The 16,262-nt window shown below is 62.3% G+C and carries 17 protein-coding genes and 1 tRNA gene; 6 read left to right on the plus strand and 12 right to left on the minus strand.

The window, feature by feature from the left end:
* Positions 1-28 precede the first annotated feature (28 nt).
* On the plus strand, positions 29-2,428 hold the full coding sequence (locus tag BGO80_RS01450; RefSeq protein WP_286718416.1) for a S8 family serine peptidase: 2,400 nt from the start codon (positions 29-31) through the stop codon (positions 2,426-2,428).
* Positions 2,429-2,552: 124 nt separating this feature from the next.
* Positions 2,553-3,173 (plus strand): DapH/DapD/GlmU-related protein, encoded by a 621-nt coding sequence (locus BGO80_RS01455; RefSeq protein ID WP_286718419.1) that lies wholly within the window; start codon positions 2,553-2,555, stop codon positions 3,171-3,173.
* 73 nt (positions 3,174-3,246) lie between these two features.
* On the opposite strand, the gene BGO80_RS01460 is transcribed toward BGO80_RS01455, so the two are convergent.
* The 8 genes from BGO80_RS01460 to phnG all read right to left on the minus strand — a co-directional run bounded on the left by BGO80_RS01460 (position 3,247) and on the right by phnG (position 10,600).
* A complete protein-coding gene (locus BGO80_RS01460) occupies positions 3,247-4,422 on the minus strand; it encodes a DUF4214 domain-containing protein (protein ID WP_286718422.1) in 1,176 nt (391 codons plus the stop codon).
* Positions 4,423-4,804: 382 nt separating this feature from the next.
* Positions 4,805-5,944: an alpha-D-ribose 1-methylphosphonate 5-triphosphate diphosphatase gene (locus BGO80_RS01465; protein WP_286718425.1), complete on the minus strand. Its 1,140-nt coding sequence runs from the start codon at positions 5,942-5,944 to the stop codon at positions 4,805-4,807.
* On the minus strand, positions 5,941-6,642 hold the full coding sequence (phnL, locus tag BGO80_RS01470) for a phosphonate C-P lyase system protein PhnL (protein ID WP_286718428.1): 702 nt from the start codon (positions 6,640-6,642) through the stop codon (positions 5,941-5,943). Before phnL ends, BGO80_RS01465 begins: the two co-directional genes overlap by 4 nt.
* Positions 6,643-6,743: 101 nt before the next feature.
* The gene (gene phnK, locus BGO80_RS01475; RefSeq protein ID WP_286718431.1) at positions 6,744-7,538 is read right to left on the minus strand and encodes a phosphonate C-P lyase system protein PhnK; all 795 of its coding nucleotides are present in this window, start codon (positions 7,536-7,538) and stop codon (positions 6,744-6,746) included.
* 8 nt (positions 7,539-7,546) lie between these two features.
* Positions 7,547-8,452 (minus strand): alpha-D-ribose 1-methylphosphonate 5-phosphate C-P-lyase PhnJ, encoded by a 906-nt coding sequence (locus tag BGO80_RS01480; protein ID WP_286718433.1) that lies wholly within the window; start codon positions 8,450-8,452, stop codon positions 7,547-7,549.
* A complete protein-coding gene (locus tag BGO80_RS01485) occupies positions 8,449-9,543 on the minus strand; it encodes a carbon-phosphorus lyase complex subunit (protein ID WP_286718435.1) in 1,095 nt (364 codons plus the stop codon). Before BGO80_RS01485 ends, BGO80_RS01480 begins: the two co-directional genes overlap by 4 nt.
* A 2-nt stretch (positions 9,544-9,545) precedes the next feature.
* Positions 9,546-10,142, minus strand: coding sequence for a phosphonate C-P lyase system protein PhnH (phnH, locus tag BGO80_RS01490; RefSeq protein WP_286718438.1), 597 nt, complete (start codon positions 10,140-10,142; stop codon positions 9,546-9,548).
* Positions 10,139-10,600, minus strand: a complete 462-nt coding sequence (phnG, locus tag BGO80_RS01495) for a phosphonate C-P lyase system protein PhnG (protein WP_286718441.1) — start codon at positions 10,598-10,600, stop codon at positions 10,139-10,141. Before phnG ends, phnH begins: the two co-directional genes overlap by 4 nt.
* Positions 10,601-10,737: 137 nt before the next feature.
* Between phnG and phnF the strand changes: the two genes are divergently transcribed.
* The 4 genes from phnF (at position 10,738) to BGO80_RS01515 (ending at position 13,482) form a co-directional block, all read left to right on the plus strand.
* On the plus strand, positions 10,738-11,466 hold the full coding sequence (gene phnF, locus BGO80_RS01500; protein ID WP_126151745.1) for a phosphonate metabolism transcriptional regulator PhnF: 729 nt from the start codon (positions 10,738-10,740) through the stop codon (positions 11,464-11,466).
* Positions 11,467-11,509: 43 nt separating this feature from the next.
* Positions 11,510-12,700: a benzoate/H(+) symporter BenE family transporter gene (locus BGO80_RS01505; RefSeq protein WP_286718444.1), complete on the plus strand. Its 1,191-nt coding sequence runs from the start codon at positions 11,510-11,512 to the stop codon at positions 12,698-12,700.
* Entirely contained in the window at positions 12,697-13,311 is a 615-nt protein-coding gene (gene mobA, locus BGO80_RS01510) for a molybdenum cofactor guanylyltransferase (RefSeq protein WP_164550463.1), read from the plus strand. The genes BGO80_RS01505 and mobA overlap by 4 nt, the downstream gene beginning before the upstream one ends.
* A 95-nt stretch (positions 13,312-13,406) precedes the next feature.
* Positions 13,407-13,482 (plus strand) — tRNA-Asn (locus BGO80_RS01515).
* Between the two features lie 198 nt (positions 13,483-13,680).
* Here the strand turns inward: BGO80_RS01515 and BGO80_RS01520 are convergent.
* The 4 genes from BGO80_RS01520 to BGO80_RS01535 form a co-directional block, all read right to left on the minus strand.
* A complete protein-coding gene (locus BGO80_RS01520; protein ID WP_286718447.1) occupies positions 13,681-14,127 on the minus strand; it encodes a YiiD C-terminal domain-containing protein in 447 nt (148 codons plus the stop codon).
* Complete coding sequence (trmFO, locus tag BGO80_RS01525) at positions 14,124-15,506, minus strand: methylenetetrahydrofolate--tRNA-(uracil(54)-C(5))-methyltransferase (FADH(2)-oxidizing) TrmFO (RefSeq protein ID WP_286719590.1); 1,383 nt, start codon at positions 15,504-15,506, stop codon at positions 14,124-14,126. Before trmFO ends, BGO80_RS01520 begins: the two co-directional genes overlap by 4 nt.
* A gap of 135 nt (positions 15,507-15,641) precedes the next feature.
* A complete protein-coding gene (locus tag BGO80_RS01530; protein ID WP_126151748.1) occupies positions 15,642-15,791 on the minus strand; it encodes a DUF1127 domain-containing protein in 150 nt (49 codons plus the stop codon).
* A gap of 197 nt (positions 15,792-15,988) precedes the next feature.
* A complete protein-coding gene (locus tag BGO80_RS01535) occupies positions 15,989-16,141 on the minus strand; it encodes a hypothetical protein (RefSeq protein WP_164550464.1) in 153 nt (50 codons plus the stop codon).
* Between the last annotated feature and the right edge of the window lie 121 nt (positions 16,142-16,262).

A 16,262-nucleotide genomic window follows, 5' to 3' on the forward strand; every position in this document is an offset into this window, starting at 1 on the left:
TTTCGCGCGCTATCAGGGGGTTATTTTCATGACGAAGTTGCCGGCAGATTTTTCGCTTCGACCGGACCAGTGGCATTTGTCGAACCAGGGCCAGACTGGTGGCACGGCTGGAATCGACATCAACGTCCTGCCGGTCTGGGAAGACTATACCGGCAACGGCGTCAAGGTAGTCGTCTTCGACAGCGGCATCGACACCGGCCACCCCGACCTGATCGGCAACTACCTGCCGGAACTGAGCTATGAATACACCACCGGGACCACGGATGGATCATATCTTCACGTTAAGCCCTATGAAGCGCATGGCACATTCGTCTCCGGACTGATCGCCGCGGATGGCTCGGGCACCGGGGTCATCGGTGTGGCCTTTGGCGCGAAATTCACCGCCTATGCCAATTTCGGCACCAATGAATCCTCGACAGCCTTCAGCCGCGCGGCCGACGCCGGCTTCGACGTCATGAACAACAGCTGGGGATACACCATCCCCTTCGTTGCCACGTTCCACAACGATCCCAGCCTGCTGGACAATCTCACTCATGCCGTTTCGACCGGACGTGATGGACTGGGCCTGAATATTCTTTTCGCAGCAGGCAACAGCTATTCCTATTCGCGCATATTCGCCGAACATGGGTTTACCTGGACCGGCCAGTCGCCATTCGCCGACGTGAACACCGACAGCCTGCAGAATTCGCGTTTCATCATCACCGTTGGCTCGGTTGACCACGATGGCACCTATTCGGAGCCGGGCGATGACTATGGATACACCACGCCGGGCGCCGCCGTGCTGGTGTCCGCCCCAGGCACCAATGTGACCTCGACCGATATCAGGGGACCGGACGGATACGGTCCTGGCGACGACTACACATCGTCCGGCACCTCCTTCGCGACGCCGGTGGTATCTGGCATCGTGGCGCTGATGCTGGAGGCCAATCCCCTCCTGGGCTATCGTGACGTCAAGGAAATCCTGGCCTATTCGGCGCGCCATATCGATCCGGAGGAACCCGCCTGGATGGTCAATGGAGCCACGAACCACAATGGCGGCGGGCTGCTCAGCAATTACAACTATGGCTTCGGCATGGTCGATGCGACCGCGGCAGTACGCCTTGCCGAAACCTGGACCAAGCAAAGCGTCTATAGCAACGAAGTCTATGTGGGCACCGACCTTCCCCTCGATAACGTCGCTATCCCCGATGGCGGCGCCATTCAGTTCACCTTCGAATTGGCCGACGGCGTCAGCATCGAGACCATGGAGCTCGATCTCAGCCTCGTCCACGAGGAAATCGGGGACCTGACACTCACCCTCATTTCACCGAACGGCACAGAATCCACCCTGCTCTATCGCCCCAGCGACGGCCGCGTCACCGAAATCACCAAGGCCATCATGGGCGACGGACCGGGCAGCTTCGATGCCACCAAGCTGATCCACACCCTTACCAGCAACGAGTTCATGGGCGAGACCAGCGGCGGGACCTGGACGGTGGTGGTCACCGACGAAAAGCTGGGCAATGTCGGCAGCCTGCAAGGTTTCGAGCTGCGGGCCTATGGCTCCAACGCCAGCGCCGACCGCACCTATATTTATACCAACGACTTCGCCATGGTGGCGGGGACCGATGCCGCGCGCACCACGCTGGCCAACAGCACTGGCACCCATACGCTGAACCTGGCCGCTGTTTCGGATGCCGTTGTGGTCAATCTGGCAACCGGCGCAGCAAACATTGCGGGCGTTGACGTGACCATCACGGCCAATACCAAGGTGGGCACAGTGTTTGCCGGTGACGGCGCCGACCTCGTTACGCTGTCCAGTGCGGTTGGTTTCGCCAATATGGGCCGCGGCAACGACACCGTGGTGGTGACCAGCACCGGCACCATCAATGGCGGTGCCGGATTCGATCGCATCGTGCTGTCCGACACGTTGGCGCAATATACGCTCGATGCCGGCAGCGCCACGGTACAGCTCACGCACAAGGACTCCGGCGACCTGATCACCGCGAGCAATGTCCAGTTCTTCGCCTTCGCCGACAATCCGAGCGATGTGCTGGTGCTGACCGCAAGCGCAGTTGAGGCGCAAGTGGCCCGGCTTTACGACCTTGTGCTGGGCCGCGCAGCGGATTTCGACGGGTTGGCCTATTGGATCGGGCGCGCCGCCGAGGGTGCCGGGGTCGGCGACATCGCCGCCTCGTTCTCCGCGAGCGACGAGTTCTCCGGCCTCAGCGCAAGCCTTTCTAACTCTGCCTTTATCGACCTGCTCTACACCCATATTCTGGGTCGCAGTGCCGACGAAAGCGGCGCCAGCTACTGGATGGGTCGTATCGAGGCCGGAATCAATCGCCTGGACATCGCCACCAGCTTTGCGGTTTCCGATGAGGCCGGCACCGTCACGGTCGACCATGTGCGCCTGATCGGCACTGCCGAGGACACGCTGTTCGCCTAAACCCGGCAATTGCCCGGATAAACCTGGGGGCCACCGCATGCTGTGCGGTGGCCCTTTTGTTTTGGGCCACGCAGAACTGTCATCGGATTGCGCTATGGGGACAGGACTGCCCGGGAGTAGCGCAATGCCCAAAAATCAACTGGCACCAGAGCCGCTGATCGATCCCAGCGCCACCGTTCGCGATTGCCAGCTGGGGCGATATACCGAGATCGGCGCCCGCACCGAGATGAGCGAAACCCGCTTCGGCAACTACAGCTATATCGTGCATGATGCCTCTGCGATTTACGCCGATATCGGCAAGTTCTGTTCCATCGCCGCATTCGTGCGGATCAATCCAGGCAACCACGCCACCTGGCGCGCCAGCCAGCACCATTTCACCTACCGCTCGGCGCTATATGGCTTTGACCTCGGCGATGATGCGGCGTTCTTCGACTGGCGGCGCAGCAATGCGGTGCGCATCGGGCACGATGTGTGGATCGGCCATGGTGCGGTGATCATGCCAGGCGTGAGCATCGGCAACGGCGCCGTGGTCGGCTCATCGGCGGTGGTGACCAAAGACGTGGCGCCCTATACCATCGTCGTCGGGGTCCCTGCCCGGCCGATCAAACGCCGTTTTCCCGAAGACCTGGCAGCACGCATGGATGCACTGGCCTGGTGGGATTGGGATCATGACACTTTAGGCGAAAGGCTGCCGGATATGCGCCGGCTGAGCGCCGAGGCATTCGTCGGTAAATATTCAGGCTGAAGACCAAACTGAAAGCGCCCCGGATCCTGTCCGGGGCGCCAATGGCGCCGCGAGGCGCTCGGTCTATCAAAAATTAGGCGAGCCAGATGCCGTCGCTGATGGCATCATAAACCTGCGCCTTGTTCTCATTGCTCTCCGAAAAGAAAGCCAGGAGATCGCGGCGGTTGGTTTCGTTGCCGTTGAGCTTGCTAACCCAATAATTGTAGCCGTCCTGGTCATAGTTGCGGCCGAGCGTATGGGTGTAGAGCAGTTCGACGAACTTGCTGTTGGAGACGCTTCGCTCGTCGCCATAGGTCGACTTGAACTCGGGCGAGTTGATGAAGCTGTCGGCCAGGGCGGCAAGATTCGTGTCGCCGGAATCGAGACGACCGATCCAATATTTGAGGCCGTCATTGTCGGGTGTGCGCTCGAGAGCAGCCTGGTAAAGGCGATAGGCCATGCCGGCATTGCCATCGATATCGAGGGCCAGAACGCCGTCGGAAAAACTCAGGCGCTCGACATTGACCAGGACGTTTGCGACGCCATTGCTGTCGGAGACCGTGATGCTGTCGCCATTGCGGGCGAAGGAATAGCTCGACTTGGCGGCGCTATAAGTCACCGTATCAAGGGTGCCCTTGCCCTCGATGGTGGAACCATCGCCGCCAAGCAGGAGGCCGCCGGGATTGGCTGGCTGGGCAATCTGGTCGGTCGTGATGCTGCCGTCGCCAAAATCGATGCGCTCGACATTCTTCAGCGTATCGACGACACCAGCGGCGTTCTTGACATAAACGATGCCGTCGCTGTCGCGCGTCAGCGTGTAGCCGGACTTGCTGTCGAAATAGCGAACGCTGTCATAACCCTCGCCGCCATCGATATAGTCGGCGCCAGCACTGTTCCAGACATTGTCGTTGCCGGATCCCAGCTCGAAACGGTCGGACCCCTGCAACAGGTAGTTCAACACTTGACCACCACCATAAGGCATTTTGGCCAGATTGAAGACAGTTGCAGCATCGATATTGGCGTTGCTGGCTTCTGCCATCAGCACGTCGTTGCGGAAATACAGGATCTTGTTGACATTGCCGGTCGCGTGCATGGCGATCGGGTCATAAGTGAAATCGGTCCCGTACAGTTCAAAACGTCCGCCTGAACTCATGGGCACAATGGCCGACGTTCCAGTGACGACCACATTGTACATCGGCCGGCCGGGCTCCATGGCATTCGGATTGTCGAAATCCAGCGCGAAGCCATTGAACGTCTTAATAGTGAGCATACTCAAATCCCTCAAAAACTGCATTCTGCAGCCAGAGGCGAACATAACCACGACGCATTTAGCGCAAATTATTGAATTTGCGAGTGTTTGCACTGCCGCGTTAACGCGGTGTTCATCGTGAAACCGCTGCCACCTAAGTAGCAAGCAAGGCCAAGCCAAGCATGCCTACTGCTCGCCCTTCATTTGACAGCAGTCAGATGAATGGGCTTGCCGAGCCTTATGAAGAAAACAACCACCCGGGTTGGACGCAGAGCGGCGGAGTTATCTGCCCAGGCTGACGCAGCAGGAGCGGTATAGCAGACAAGACTTAGGGCGCGACCGGACACACCTACTTCGAAATTATCTGCAAAATATTGGCCACCCATCTTAGTTAAACCCGGAATCAGCTCACGCGTTGGCCGGCGCGCCAGACACCGAGGACGACTGGGGTGTCGTTGACCAGGCGTACGCGGCTGAAGTCGGCGCGTTTGCCTGGGCCTATGCTGCCGCGGTCATCGAGCCCGACCATGGCGGCGGGAGTGGCGGAGACCATGGCCACGGCTTCGGGCAGCGCGATCTGGTCGTGGGCGTTGAGGTGGAAAATGGCTTGCATGAGGCTGGCCGGCACATAATCCGAGGAGAGCGCGTCGAGAAAGCCGTGGCGCGCCAGCTCCTGGGCCGAGACATTGCCCGAATGGGAGCCGTTGCGCACCACATTGGGCGCGCCCATGACCACCTTCATGCCTCGCTTGTGGGCGTGGCCGGCAGCGCCGAGCGTGGTGGGGAATTCGGAGATGGCGATGCCGATCTCGGCGGCTTCTTCGACATGTTCGCGCGTCGTGTCATCATGGCTGGCCAGCACGGTGCCATGATGCTGGGCCAGCGCCACCACCGAGCGGCGGTGGAACGCGGCATGGCGCGCCTGCGACTCCCGGCGCTCGCTGACCATGGCGTTGAACTCGTCGTCGGTCCATTTCTTGTCGCGATTGAACTGGCGCCACTTGTCCAGGTCGTGCCATTGGCGCTGGCCGGGTGTGTGGTCCATGAGCGAGACCAGCCGCACATATTCATTGCCGGCAAGCGGCTGATAGATATCGAGGACCGCCGGATCGGCCAGTTCGCAGCGCAGATGCAGGAAATGCTCGGCGCGCATGACGGCACGGACGGAGGTGTCCGAGAGGGTTTCTACAGTCGAGGCGATCATCTTCCGCCTGGCGCTGGCGGCGGAATATTCGCCCACCGAAACGGCGTCGAACACGGTGGTGATCCCGGCGCCGACCACCTGCACATCGTGGGAGAGCACGGCGGCCATGCTTGATGGCCACATGACGCCGGGACGCGGCTGCAGGTGTTTTTCGAGATTGTCGGTGTGCAGCTCGACAAAACCGGGCAAGAGGAAATCGCCTTCGAAATCCAGCGCATCGGCGGGCGATGCCTGGCCCTCGTCCAGCCGGGTAATGTCGGAACCCTCTATCGCAAGTGTGCCATCGACGACGGCGTCGCGGGTGACGATGCGGGCATTGGCGATGCTGAAGCGGCTCATGCGGCGCTCCTCTGGAAAGAATTGACTTCGAACAGACGGTCGGCGACGGCGGCGCGCACTTCGGCATCGTGGAAAATGCCAACAATGGCGGCGCCGCGTGCCTTGGCCTCACCGATCAGCTCGACCACGACTTGCCGATTGCCGGCATCGAGCGAGGCCGTAGGCTCGTCGAGCAGCATGATCGGATAGTTGGCGATGAAGCCGCGGGCGATGTTGACGCGCTGCTGTTCGCCGCCGGAAAAGGTGGCCGGGGCCACGGCCCAGAGGCGTTCGGGGATGTTGAGGCGGCGCAGCAGCTCACGTGCGCGGTCGCGGGCACTTTCCGCATCAGCACCTAGGAGGCGGGCCGGCTCGGCCACCACATCCAATGCCGGAACGCGCGGAATGACGCTGAGGAACTGGCTGACATAGCCGACCGAGCGGCGGCGCACCTCGACCACCTGCCAGGGTTCAGCGCTGGTGAGATCCACCATGCCGCCGTCATGCAGCACCCGCACATGGCCGGCGCTGGGCTTGTAATTGGCATAGAGCGAGCGCAGCAGCGTCGACTTGCCGGCGCCGGAGGGACCATGCAGGCACACGCATTCGCCGGCATGGACATCGAGATCGAGCCCGGCAAAGACCGGAATGCGCACCCCGCCCTGGGTATGCAGCACGAAATCCTTGCTGAGGCCGGAAACTGAAATCATCGTGGTCATTTTAGGTTTCCTTGACGGAAGTCTGGAAGACGGCCCCCTCGTCCGCCCCTTGGGGCACCTTCTCCCGCAAGGGGAGAAGGGGTGTTCGGGGCAGTGCCGGGTCAAACTTGCAGGACGGAAGAAACAAGCAGCTGCGTATAGGGATGATGCGGATCGTCCAGCACCTGGTCGGTTAGACCTTCCTCAACCACATTGCCCTTCCACATGACCATCAACCGGTCGGCGAGGAGCCGTACCACGGCCAGGTCATGGGTGACGACGATGGCGGCAATGCCCAGCTCGCGCACCAGGCCGCGCAATAGATCGAGCAGGCGCGCCTGCACCGAGACGTCGAGACCGCCGGTGGGTTCGTCCATGAAGACGAGGCGCGGCCGGGTGACCAGATTGCGGGCGATCTGCAGGCGCTGCTGCATGCCGCCGGAGAAAGTCTTGGGCAGATGATCGACTCGAGAGGCATCGAGCTCGACCTTGGACAGCCAATCGAGCCCCTCGGCGCGGATATTGCCATAGTGGCGCTGGCCCACCGCCATCAGCCGCTCGCCGACATTGCCGCCGGCAGAAACGTCCATACGCAGCCCATCGCGGGGGTTCTGATGCACGATGCCCCAATCGGTGCGCACGAGGCGACGGCGTTCGGGCTCGGACAGATCATAGATATTACGCAGCCCCTGCCCTTCCATGTCGTAATCGACGCGGCCGGTATCGGGCGTCAGCTGCGCCGAGAGCACGTTGAGCAACGTCGATTTGCCGGAGCCGGATTCCCCGACAATGCCGATGACCTCGCCGGGATAGAGGGTAAAGCTGACATCGCGGCAGCCAATGGTCTTGCCGTAGCTTTTGCCAACATTTTCGACGCGCAGCAGCGGGCGGCGCTCATTGAAGGACGAAAGGGGCATTGCCGCGCTCATTGTTCCGCCTCCGCATTGGCGACGCCCAAGGGCCCGACATGGCCGGCGGCGCGGCGCTCACCGCAATAGTGGGTGTCCGAGCAGACGAACATCTTGCCACCGCGGTCATCGAGAATGACCTCGTCGAGATAGGAGTTTTCGGCACCGCAAAGGGCGCAGCACTGGTCCCAGCTCTGCACAGTGAAGGGATGGTCCTCGAAATCGAGGCTGCGCACATTTGTATAGGGCGGCACCGCATAGATGCGCTTTTCGCGCCCGGCGCCGAACAATTGCAGCGCCTTCATATAGTGCATCTTGGGATTGTCGAATTTGGGAATGGGCGACGGGGCCATGAGATAGCGCTCGTTGACCAGCACCGGGTAGTCATAGGTGGTGGCGATGTGGCCGTAGCGGGCAATGTCCTCATAGAGCTGCACATGCTTGATGCCATATTCGGCATAGCCATGCATTTTCCGCGTTTCGGTTTCGCGCGGCTCGAGCTTGCGCAAGGGCTCGGGCAAGGGCACCTGGTAGACGATGACCTGGCCTTCCTCGAGCTCGCGCTCGGGAATGCGGTGGCGGGTCTGGATGATATCGGCGTCTTCGGTCGCCTCGGTGGTGGCAATACCGGCCACGCGCTCGAAAAAGCGACGGATGGAGACGGCATTGGTGGTGTCGTCGGCGCCCTGGTCGATGACCTTGAGCGTGTCATCGGGCCCCAGAATGCTGGCAGTGACCTGGATGCCGCCCGTACCCCAGCCATAGGCCAGTGGCATTTCGCGGCCGCCAAAGGGCACCTGATAGCCGGGTACGGCGATGGCTTTCAGGATGGCGCGGCGGATCATCCGCTTGGTCTGTTCGTCGAGATAGGCAAAATTGTAGGCCGTGTCCCATTGGGGCGGCTGGTGCATGGCGGCGCTCATTCGGCAGCCTCCTTGAGCTGGCGCTGGTCATGCTCGTCGCGCAGCTTGCGCAACAGGCCCAGTTCGCCCTGGAAATCGACATAATGCGGCAGCTTGAGGTGCGAGACGAAGCCGGCCGCCTCGACATTGTCGGCATGGTAGAGGACGAATTCCTCATCCTGGGCCGGATAGCGGACGATCTCGCCCAACTCCTTGGCGCGCAGGGCGCGGTCGACCATGGACATGGCCATGACCTTGCGCTCGTTATGGCCGAAGGACAGGCCATAGCCTCGGGTGAACTGCGGGGCCTTTTCGGCAGAGCCCTGAAACTGGTTGATCATGTGGCATTCGGAGACGGTGATATCGCCGATATCGAGGGCAAAACCCAATTCCTCAGGCACAATCTCGACACGGACATCGCCCATGCGGATCTCCCCGGCAAAGGGGTGGTTGTTGCCGAAACCGCGCTGGGTCGAATAGGCAAGCGCCAGCACATAGCCCTCATCACCCCGCGCCAGGTTCTGCAGGCGCTGGTCGCGGCTGGCAGGAAAGCTCATGGGTTCGCGAGTGAGATCGAAGGGCTCGGGGGCGTCGTCGTCCGGGATTTCCTGTTCGATCAGGCCTTCATGATCGAGGATGTCGGCGACATGCGGCATGCCCGCATCCAGCGCCGTTTCACCCACCGGCGCCTCAGGCACATTGCCGTCGGCCATCAGCGCGAAGTCGAGCAGGCGGTGGGTATAGTCATAGGTCGGGCCCAGCACCTGACCGCCCGGAATGTCCTTATAGGCAGCGGAGACGCGGCGTCGCACCAGCATGTCGGCGGTGTCGATGGGCTGGGTGACGGCGAGGCGCGGCAATGTGGTGCGGTAGGCGCGGAGCAGGAAAGTGGCTTCGACCAGATCGCCCTGTGCCTGCTTGATGGCCAGCGCCGCGAGGTCGCGATCACAGATCGAGCCTTCGGCCATGACGCGGTCCACCGCGAGACCAAGCTGGTGGGCGATCTGGTCGGTGGTGAGTTCGGGCACGGCGGGATCACCGCGGCGGGTCTCGGCGATCAGCTCGTGCGAGTTGAGAATGGCGCGCTCGCCACCCTTTACGGCGACATACATGGCTAGACCTCCACCCTGATGCTGCGCGGCAGGCCGACAATGTCGCGGCCTGAGACGAAGACGACATCGACGCCGAGCGGGAAGAGTTCGGAGTTGAGCTGGAATTGCTGCCAGAAGGCTTCGGGCAGGCCGTCGATCCATACCTCGATGGCGCCATTGATGCCCGGCCCGGTCCAGCGCGTGCGCTGGCCGCTGCCCAGCGCCGACACCTGGATAAAAAGGGTGGCCGAGCGATCCGGATACTGATCCTCGCCGATGGCGAAGGCATCGAGCGGGGGCATGTTGGCGGCGTCAGCAATCAACGCGAATTGGGCGCGGCCGGGGTCTGTGACCACCGGGCTGCCGGCATGAAAGCGCAGCCAGTCGGTGGTGGCGGCGGCCAGCGGATCGAGCCAGACCGGGGTGTCGAAATCGAGCACTGTCAGCGCCAGAGCCGCCATGGCCGGATCGAGCGGCGTGGGCGGGTTGATAGCGACGCCCAGAGCCTGGATGCGGCCGGGATAGGACATGGCATCGAGCAAGGCGCGGAAACTAGCCTGCCCTTCGAACACGGCATCGGCAAATCCCGGCTGCAGCGCCGGCAGATCGGTCACGCTCATTTCGGGTTTTCTCCGCGCACCATTGTGAAGAACTCGACCTTGGTCGCAGCAGCCTTGCGGCTGGTGCGATCCCGATCGGCTGCCTGGCGGGCGGCAAGGCTGTCGATAAGCTCGTTGAGGAATGGTGCGGCCGGATCGGCTTGCAGCAGCGCGTCGAAGACGGCCGCCAATTCGACCTTTCTGCGGTCGCGGCCAGCGGCATAGCAATGGCCGGTGACACCGCTGTCGAGGCGGATAGCGCAGCGAGTGACGGTCATTTCCCCCAGGTTGAAGGGATTGCCGGTGCCCCCTGCCCGCCCCCGCACCATGGCGAGGCCGATCTCTGGTTTGCGCAGGACCTGATAGGCGGGTGGAGCGGCCAGGCTGTACCAGGCGGTATCAAGCTCGGCGCTGCTGGCGCGGGCAAGTATGGCCATCCAGCGCTGCCGATCGGCTATGTCGTGAGCTGTCGTCGTCATCCATAGACCTATTCATCTATACGTCTAGACGTTTTAATGTCGACAGGTTAGGATTGACCTGCTGTCGCGTCGCTTATGGCAACAAAGCATGACGCGGCGATGACACACAATCCCGGAATGAGAGCCAGGAACCACCCATGAGCATGCATCGTCCCGGCACATCGCTATGGCAAGGGATCGCCGACAGTGTCGCCCAGGAGATCGAAACCGGCATAATGCCAGCCGGCGCGCAACTGCCGACCGAGTTGCAGCTGGCGGAGCGCTTCGCGGTCAATCGCCATACCATCCGGCGCGCCATCGCCTCCTTGCAGGACCGCGGGCTGGTGCGCATCGAACAGGGACGCGGCACTTTCGTGCAGGAGGATATCGTCGACTATCCGCTGTCGGCCCGCACCCGTTTTTCCGAAATCGTGGCGCGCCAGGCCAAGACCCCATCCGGAACATTGATCCGAACGGCCACCATTCCGGCCGATAGCGCCATGGCCGAGGCGCTGGCAGTGGAACCGGGATCGCCCGTCGCGCTGATCGAATCTCTGGGCATGGCCGACGGCCAGCCGATCAGCCTGGGTGCGCATCATTTTTCGCTGCTGCGCTTCCCAACCCTGTTCGAGGTTCATACCGCAACAGGCCGCATCACCCAGATGCTCGAACGCCTGGGCGTCGCCGACTATCAGCGCAAATCAACCAGCATTACCGCTCGCTTGCCCGACGCGCATGAAATGCATCACCTGCGCCTCGCCCGCATGACGCCTGTGCTGTGCCTCGACGCCATCAATGTCGATCTCGCGGGACGACCGGTGGAATATGGCGTGACGCGATTTTCCGCCAATCGGGTGCAGGTCCAGATCGACACTTTGCCGGAATAGTCCGAGCGACTAGCTTGGCCGAGGTTCAAACGAGGGAATCGCCATGACCGAGCCGCAGGCCGCTATCGAAAAGCGCGATCTGGTGCAGCCCATCGTCGCCGGCACGCTGGCGGCGGCTGTCGGCTATGCCAGCACCTTCACGCTGGTGCTGGCGGCACTGAGCGCGGCCGGCGCCACACCGCAACAGGCGGGGTCGGGCCTGTTCGCCGTATGCCTGGCCATGGCGGTGCTCAATATAGTGGTGGCGGCGCGGGTCCGCGTACCAATCAGCTTCGCCTGGTCGACGCCGGGCGCGGCATTCTTGCTGACTTTGGCCGCGCCGCCCGAGGGCGGCTTCGCGGCCGTTGCTGGGGCGTTCCTGGTCACGGCGCTGCTTATCGTGCTCACCGGGCTGATCAAGCCACTGGCCCGCGCCGTGGCCGCCATTCCCCAGGCACTGGCCAATGCCATGCTCGCAGGCATCCTGCTGACGCTATGCCTGGCGCCGATCAAGGCGGTGTCGGAAGTGCCGACCCTGGCGCTACCGATTCTCGTCGCCTGGATGCTGGGCTTCGCCTTCGCCCGCCGCTATGCCGTGCCGATCGCAGTACTGGTGACCATTGTGGTGCTCGCCACGACCACACATTTGCCACCGGGCGCGCTGGACGGCGCCTGGCCCAGCCTCGTGCCGGTCATGCCGACATTCAGTCTCGACGCCATCATTCGCATCTCGCTGCCGCTTTACGTCGTCACCATGGCCTCGCAAAACCTGCCGGGAATCGCGGTGATGAAGGCCAATGACTTTCCCATCCAGCCGGCGCCGATATTCGTTATCACCGGCATGGCCAGCGGTATTATCGGCTTTTTCGGCGGCATTCCCGCCAATCTGGCCGCCATCACTGCCGCCATCTGCGCCGGCCCCGAGGCGCATCCGGACCGCAACAAGCGCTGGCCCGCTCCGATTGCTGCTGGTGTGGCCTATGGCATCCTGGCGCCGGCCGCGAGCCTTGCCGCCGCCTTCGTCGCGGCCGCACCGCCAATCCTGATCCAAGCGGTGGCCGGCCTTGCTTTGCTCTCCAGCCTTGCGTCGTCGCTAGCGGCCGCCTTGGCCAATGAAGAGCAGCGCCTGCCAGCGATCCTGACCTTTGTCGCCACGGCGTCGGGCATCACCATTATGGGCATCGGCGCCCCGTTCTGGGGGCTGGTGGGCGGCATCGTGCTGCTGCTGATGCTGCGCTGGGCACCCCGGCCGTGAGGCGATACGGCCTGATTCTGGCCGGTGGCCAGGGCGAACGGCTGGGCCATGTCCGCAAGGCCGATCTCAGGATCGGGGGCATCAGGCTGATCGAGCGCGTCGCTGCTCGCTTCTCTGCGCTGGAGACACCTATTCTGGTGTCCATCGCCCAGGAGCAGCATCTCGCACTTGATGGCGCCATCCCCTTGCCAGATGCGCTACCGACCCGCTCCGGCCCGATGGCGGGGATTTACGCAGCGCTGGATTATCTCGGCGAGGAGGTCGACGAGCAATCTGTGTTGATCGTGGCGGCTGTGGACACCCCCTTCCTGCCGGAAAACTACGTCGCGCGCCTGACAGAACCGCTCGCCGCTGGACACACGGCCGCCTTCGCGCGCTGGAATGGCACCGATTACCCGACCAATGCCGCCTTCCGAATTGCAGAAGTGCGGAATCATCTCAGAGCGCTGCCCATGGATTCGCGACCAAATGGCCCCAAAAGCCTGCTGGCTGCCCTTGGCGCCGCCCCGGTCGAGTGGAGCGACAGCAGCGGCGAAAATCCCTTTGCCAATTGCAACACGCTGGAGGAGCTGATTTTCCTCGGTCGACGCGCCCGCGACGCCGCAAAATGACAAGTTATTCACAGGCTTGCACATTGGGGGCTTGGCAAGCCGGATCAGATTAGGTACACGGACCTCGCCTTCGACAAGAAGGCGCACGAAAGTGTTCCGCGATAGCTCAGTTGGTAGAGCGTTCGACTGTTAATCGAATGGTCGCTGGTTCGAGTCCAGCTCGCGGAGCCATTTTCCTTTCCCTTGAAATTGCTGATGAGTTTGGCGCTGCAGAATGTTTTGCGGCGTCATTGGTGTTTGGGATTGGCGCAGAGGGACATTGCCCTCTTCTACCAATCTTCGACCCTCAGTGCGCTTCATCAACGCAGGCGCTGGCGGGCCCTCGGATCAGGTCCGAGGGCAGAACGGTGTTTGGGAAAAGCTCGGCGCCTAACCGCGGTCGCGGATGGCGACGAATTCGCCGGTCATGCGGGCAGCCACCCCGCCCTCGAACAGCAGGTCGGCGGTGACGCTCAGCCTAGCCTTGCCGCGGCGGTCGAGCATGGTTCGGAACTCGATCCAGGCCTGCGGCTCGATCTGGGCAACCGCCTCGAAGCGGCCAGTGATTGGCGCAAGAAACTCGGTTTCGTTCCTGTGGATCACCAATTGCGCAGCCACGGCTTCGGCTTCGAGCCGCAGATGCACCACCGACCAGGCGGCGAGCACGCCCAGCGTCGAGACGCTGCCACCAAAGGCGGTGCCATGCACGTTGATGTTGGGATCGAGCGGCGCCGAGAGCGTCACGCCCTGGGCGTGGACTGAGACCGCCGACACGGCCATGGCGCGTGTCAGCGGGATATTGGCATGCAGATAGGCTTCGAGCGCCGCGGCGCTCATGCCCAGGCCTTGAGATCGTCCAGCGCGCGGCTGGTGATGGCGCGACGCTTGGCAATGGTCTTTTCCGGGCCGCGCCAGCGCTTGACGCCTTCCGGCTTGGTGATGGTCACTTCCGGGAAGAGGCCGAAATTGACGTTCATCGGCTGGAAGCTGCGGGCGCCGCTATAGCTTTCGGCCTCGAGATGCCCACCGGTAATATGGCCGATCAGAGCTCCTAGCGCGGTGGTCACAGGCGGCAGGGTCATGTTGGTCCCCAGCGCATCGGCGGCGGTCAGCCGGCCGGTGATCAACCCACAGGCGGCGCTCTCCACATAACCCTCGACACCCGTCACCTGCCCGGCAAAGCGGATGCGCGGATCGGCCTTCAGGCGAAGATCGGCAGACAAGACCTTGGGGGAATTGATGAAGGTATTACGGTGCAAGCCGCCCAGCCGCGCGAATTGCGCATTCTCGAGGCCCGGGATCATGCGGAAGATCTCGGCCTGGATGCCGTAACGCATCTTGGTCTGGAAGCCGACCATGTTCCATAGCGTGCCCAGCGCATTATCCTGGCGCAGTTGCACGATGGCATAGGGCTTTACCGTGGGATTGCGCGGATTGGTGAGGCCGACCGGCTTCATCGGCCCGTGGCGCAGGGTTTCGGGGCCGCGTTCGGCCATCACCTCGATGGGCAGACAGCCATCGAAATAGGGCACCTTTTCCCAGTCCTTGAATTCGTGCAGCGGCGCCGTCTTCAGCGCCTCGACGAAGGCGTAGTACTGGTCCTTGTCCATCGGCAGGTTGAGATAGTCGGCGCCGGTGCCTCCCGGCCCCACCTTGTCATAGCGCGACTGCTTCCAGGCGATGTCGTGATTGATGCTGTCATAATGGACGATCGGCGCGATGGCGTCGAAGAAGGCCAGCGAATCCTCGCCGGTCTGTTCCAGCACCGCCTCGGCCAGCGCCGGCGAGGTCAGCGGGCCGGTGGCAATGATCACATGCTGCCACGCCTCTGGCGGCCAGCCGGCGACCTCTTCGCGCATGATAGTAATGTTAGGATGGGCCGCGATCGCTGCGGTGACGGCGGCGGAGAAACCGTGGCGATCTACCGCCAGCGCGCCGCCGGCGGGCAGCTTGTGCTGGTCTGCCGCCCGCATGATCAGCGAATTGCAGCGCCGCATTTCCTCGTGCAGCAGGCCCACGGCGTTCTGCTCGTGATCGTCCGAGCGGAAACTGTTGGAGCAGACGAGTTCGGCGAAATCGTCGGTCTGGTGCGCGTCCGTGCCTTTGACGCCGCGCATCTCGTGGACAATGACGGTGGCGCCAGCTTCCGCGGCCTGCCAGGCGGCTTCCGAGCCGGCCAGCCCGCCGCCGATGATATGAATGGGTTCGTTCAACATGGCCAGCGAGATATCAAGGGCCACGTCGCAGCGCAACGAAGATCGGTGGCGGCGAAGCGTCGTCGCCCAAAAAGAAAAACGCCCGCGTCTCAGAGAGAGGCGAGCGTTCGGATCAGTGAAGAGCAGCCAACAATATTAGAGGGTGTTGGCATGATCGCGGGCGATGCGATTGATATCGGTGCGCGAGATGCCCAGATCGTTCAGCTGACGGTTGTCGAGGGCAGCAAGTTCACGCACGGTCTGCTGATAAGCGGCCCACTTCTTGAAAGTCTTGCGGATGTCCATTGGAAGTCTCCTTTCGTTTACGAGAAGAGATATAGGCCGAGCCGCAGAAACTGAGCAGATGGAGATTGGTCAATCGAGCCATGCATGAAATGCAGGCCATTAAGGATGGCCGTTCAGCTTCGGTTAAGGCTCATGGCAAAGCAATGGCCGCTGGATGGCGATCCAGCGGCCATTGGCTCGTTTGGAAAGTTTAGCGATCAGCGATCGAACAGAGACCGGGTCATTCTGGAGAAGTCCGGGCCCGAAATGCCAAGCATATCGGCGTCTCGCGTCGAGGGAACGTCCATTTCCCGCAACGTCTGCTTGATGTCGACGAGACGCTTGATCCGCCAGACAGCACGTACAAACATGGGTCTATTCCCTGATGGCTATTGCAGCACGATGGCAAGATGAGCCGATTTGGCCAGCGGCGCTATGCCCTATACGTCAAGCACAACATGCGTTCTGCGCATGGCAGTTTTCATCAGAGTG

It is taken from the genome of Devosia sp. 63-57, from assembly GCF_001899045.1.
Classification (GTDB): domain Bacteria; phylum Pseudomonadota; class Alphaproteobacteria; order Rhizobiales; family Devosiaceae; genus Devosia; species Devosia equisanguinis.

Coding starts and splice junctions, on each gene's coding strand:
- BGO80_RS01465 (WP_286718425.1), bottom strand. CDS start 5,944: ATGAGCCGCTTCAGCATCGCCAATGCCCGCATCGTCACCCGCGACGCC.
- phnK (WP_286718431.1), bottom strand. CDS start 7,538: ATGCCCCTTTCGTCCTTCAATGAGCGCCGCCCGCTGCTGCGCGTCGAA.
- BGO80_RS01455 (WP_286718419.1), top strand. CDS start 2,553: ATGCCCAAAAATCAACTGGCACCAGAGCCGCTGATCGATCCCAGCGCC.
- BGO80_RS01480 (WP_286718433.1), bottom strand. CDS start 8,452: ATGAGCGCCGCCATGCACCAGCCGCCCCAATGGGACACGGCCTACAAT.
- BGO80_RS01535 (WP_164550464.1), bottom strand. CDS start 16,141: ATGTTTGTACGTGCTGTCTGGCGGATCAAGCGTCTCGTCGACATCAAG.
- BGO80_RS01450 (WP_286718416.1), top strand. CDS start 29: ATGACGAAGTTGCCGGCAGATTTTTCGCTTCGACCGGACCAGTGGCAT.
- phnG (WP_286718441.1), bottom strand. CDS start 10,600: ATGACGACGACAGCTCACGACATAGCCGATCGGCAGCGCTGGATGGCC.
- BGO80_RS01485 (WP_286718435.1), bottom strand. CDS start 9,543: ATGTATGTCGCCGTAAAGGGTGGCGAGCGCGCCATTCTCAACTCGCAC.
- BGO80_RS01530 (WP_126151748.1), bottom strand. CDS start 15,791: ATGGACATCCGCAAGACTTTCAAGAAGTGGGCCGCTTATCAGCAGACC.
- BGO80_RS01520 (WP_286718447.1), bottom strand. CDS start 14,127: ATGAGCGCCGCGGCGCTCGAAGCCTATCTGCATGCCAATATCCCGCTG.
- phnH (WP_286718438.1), bottom strand. CDS start 10,142: ATGAGCGTGACCGATCTGCCGGCGCTGCAGCCGGGATTTGCCGATGCC.
- phnL (WP_286718428.1), bottom strand. CDS start 6,642: ATGACCACGATGATTTCAGTTTCCGGCCTCAGCAAGGATTTCGTGCTG.
- trmFO (WP_286719590.1), bottom strand. CDS start 15,506: ATGTTGAACGAACCCATTCATATCATCGGCGGCGGGCTGGCCGGCTCG.
- phnF (WP_126151745.1), top strand. CDS start 10,738: ATGAGCATGCATCGTCCCGGCACATCGCTATGGCAAGGGATCGCCGAC.
- BGO80_RS01460 (WP_286718422.1), bottom strand. CDS start 4,422: ATGCTCACTATTAAGACGTTCAATGGCTTCGCGCTGGATTTCGACAAT.
- BGO80_RS01505 (WP_286718444.1), top strand. CDS start 11,510: ATGACCGAGCCGCAGGCCGCTATCGAAAAGCGCGATCTGGTGCAGCCC.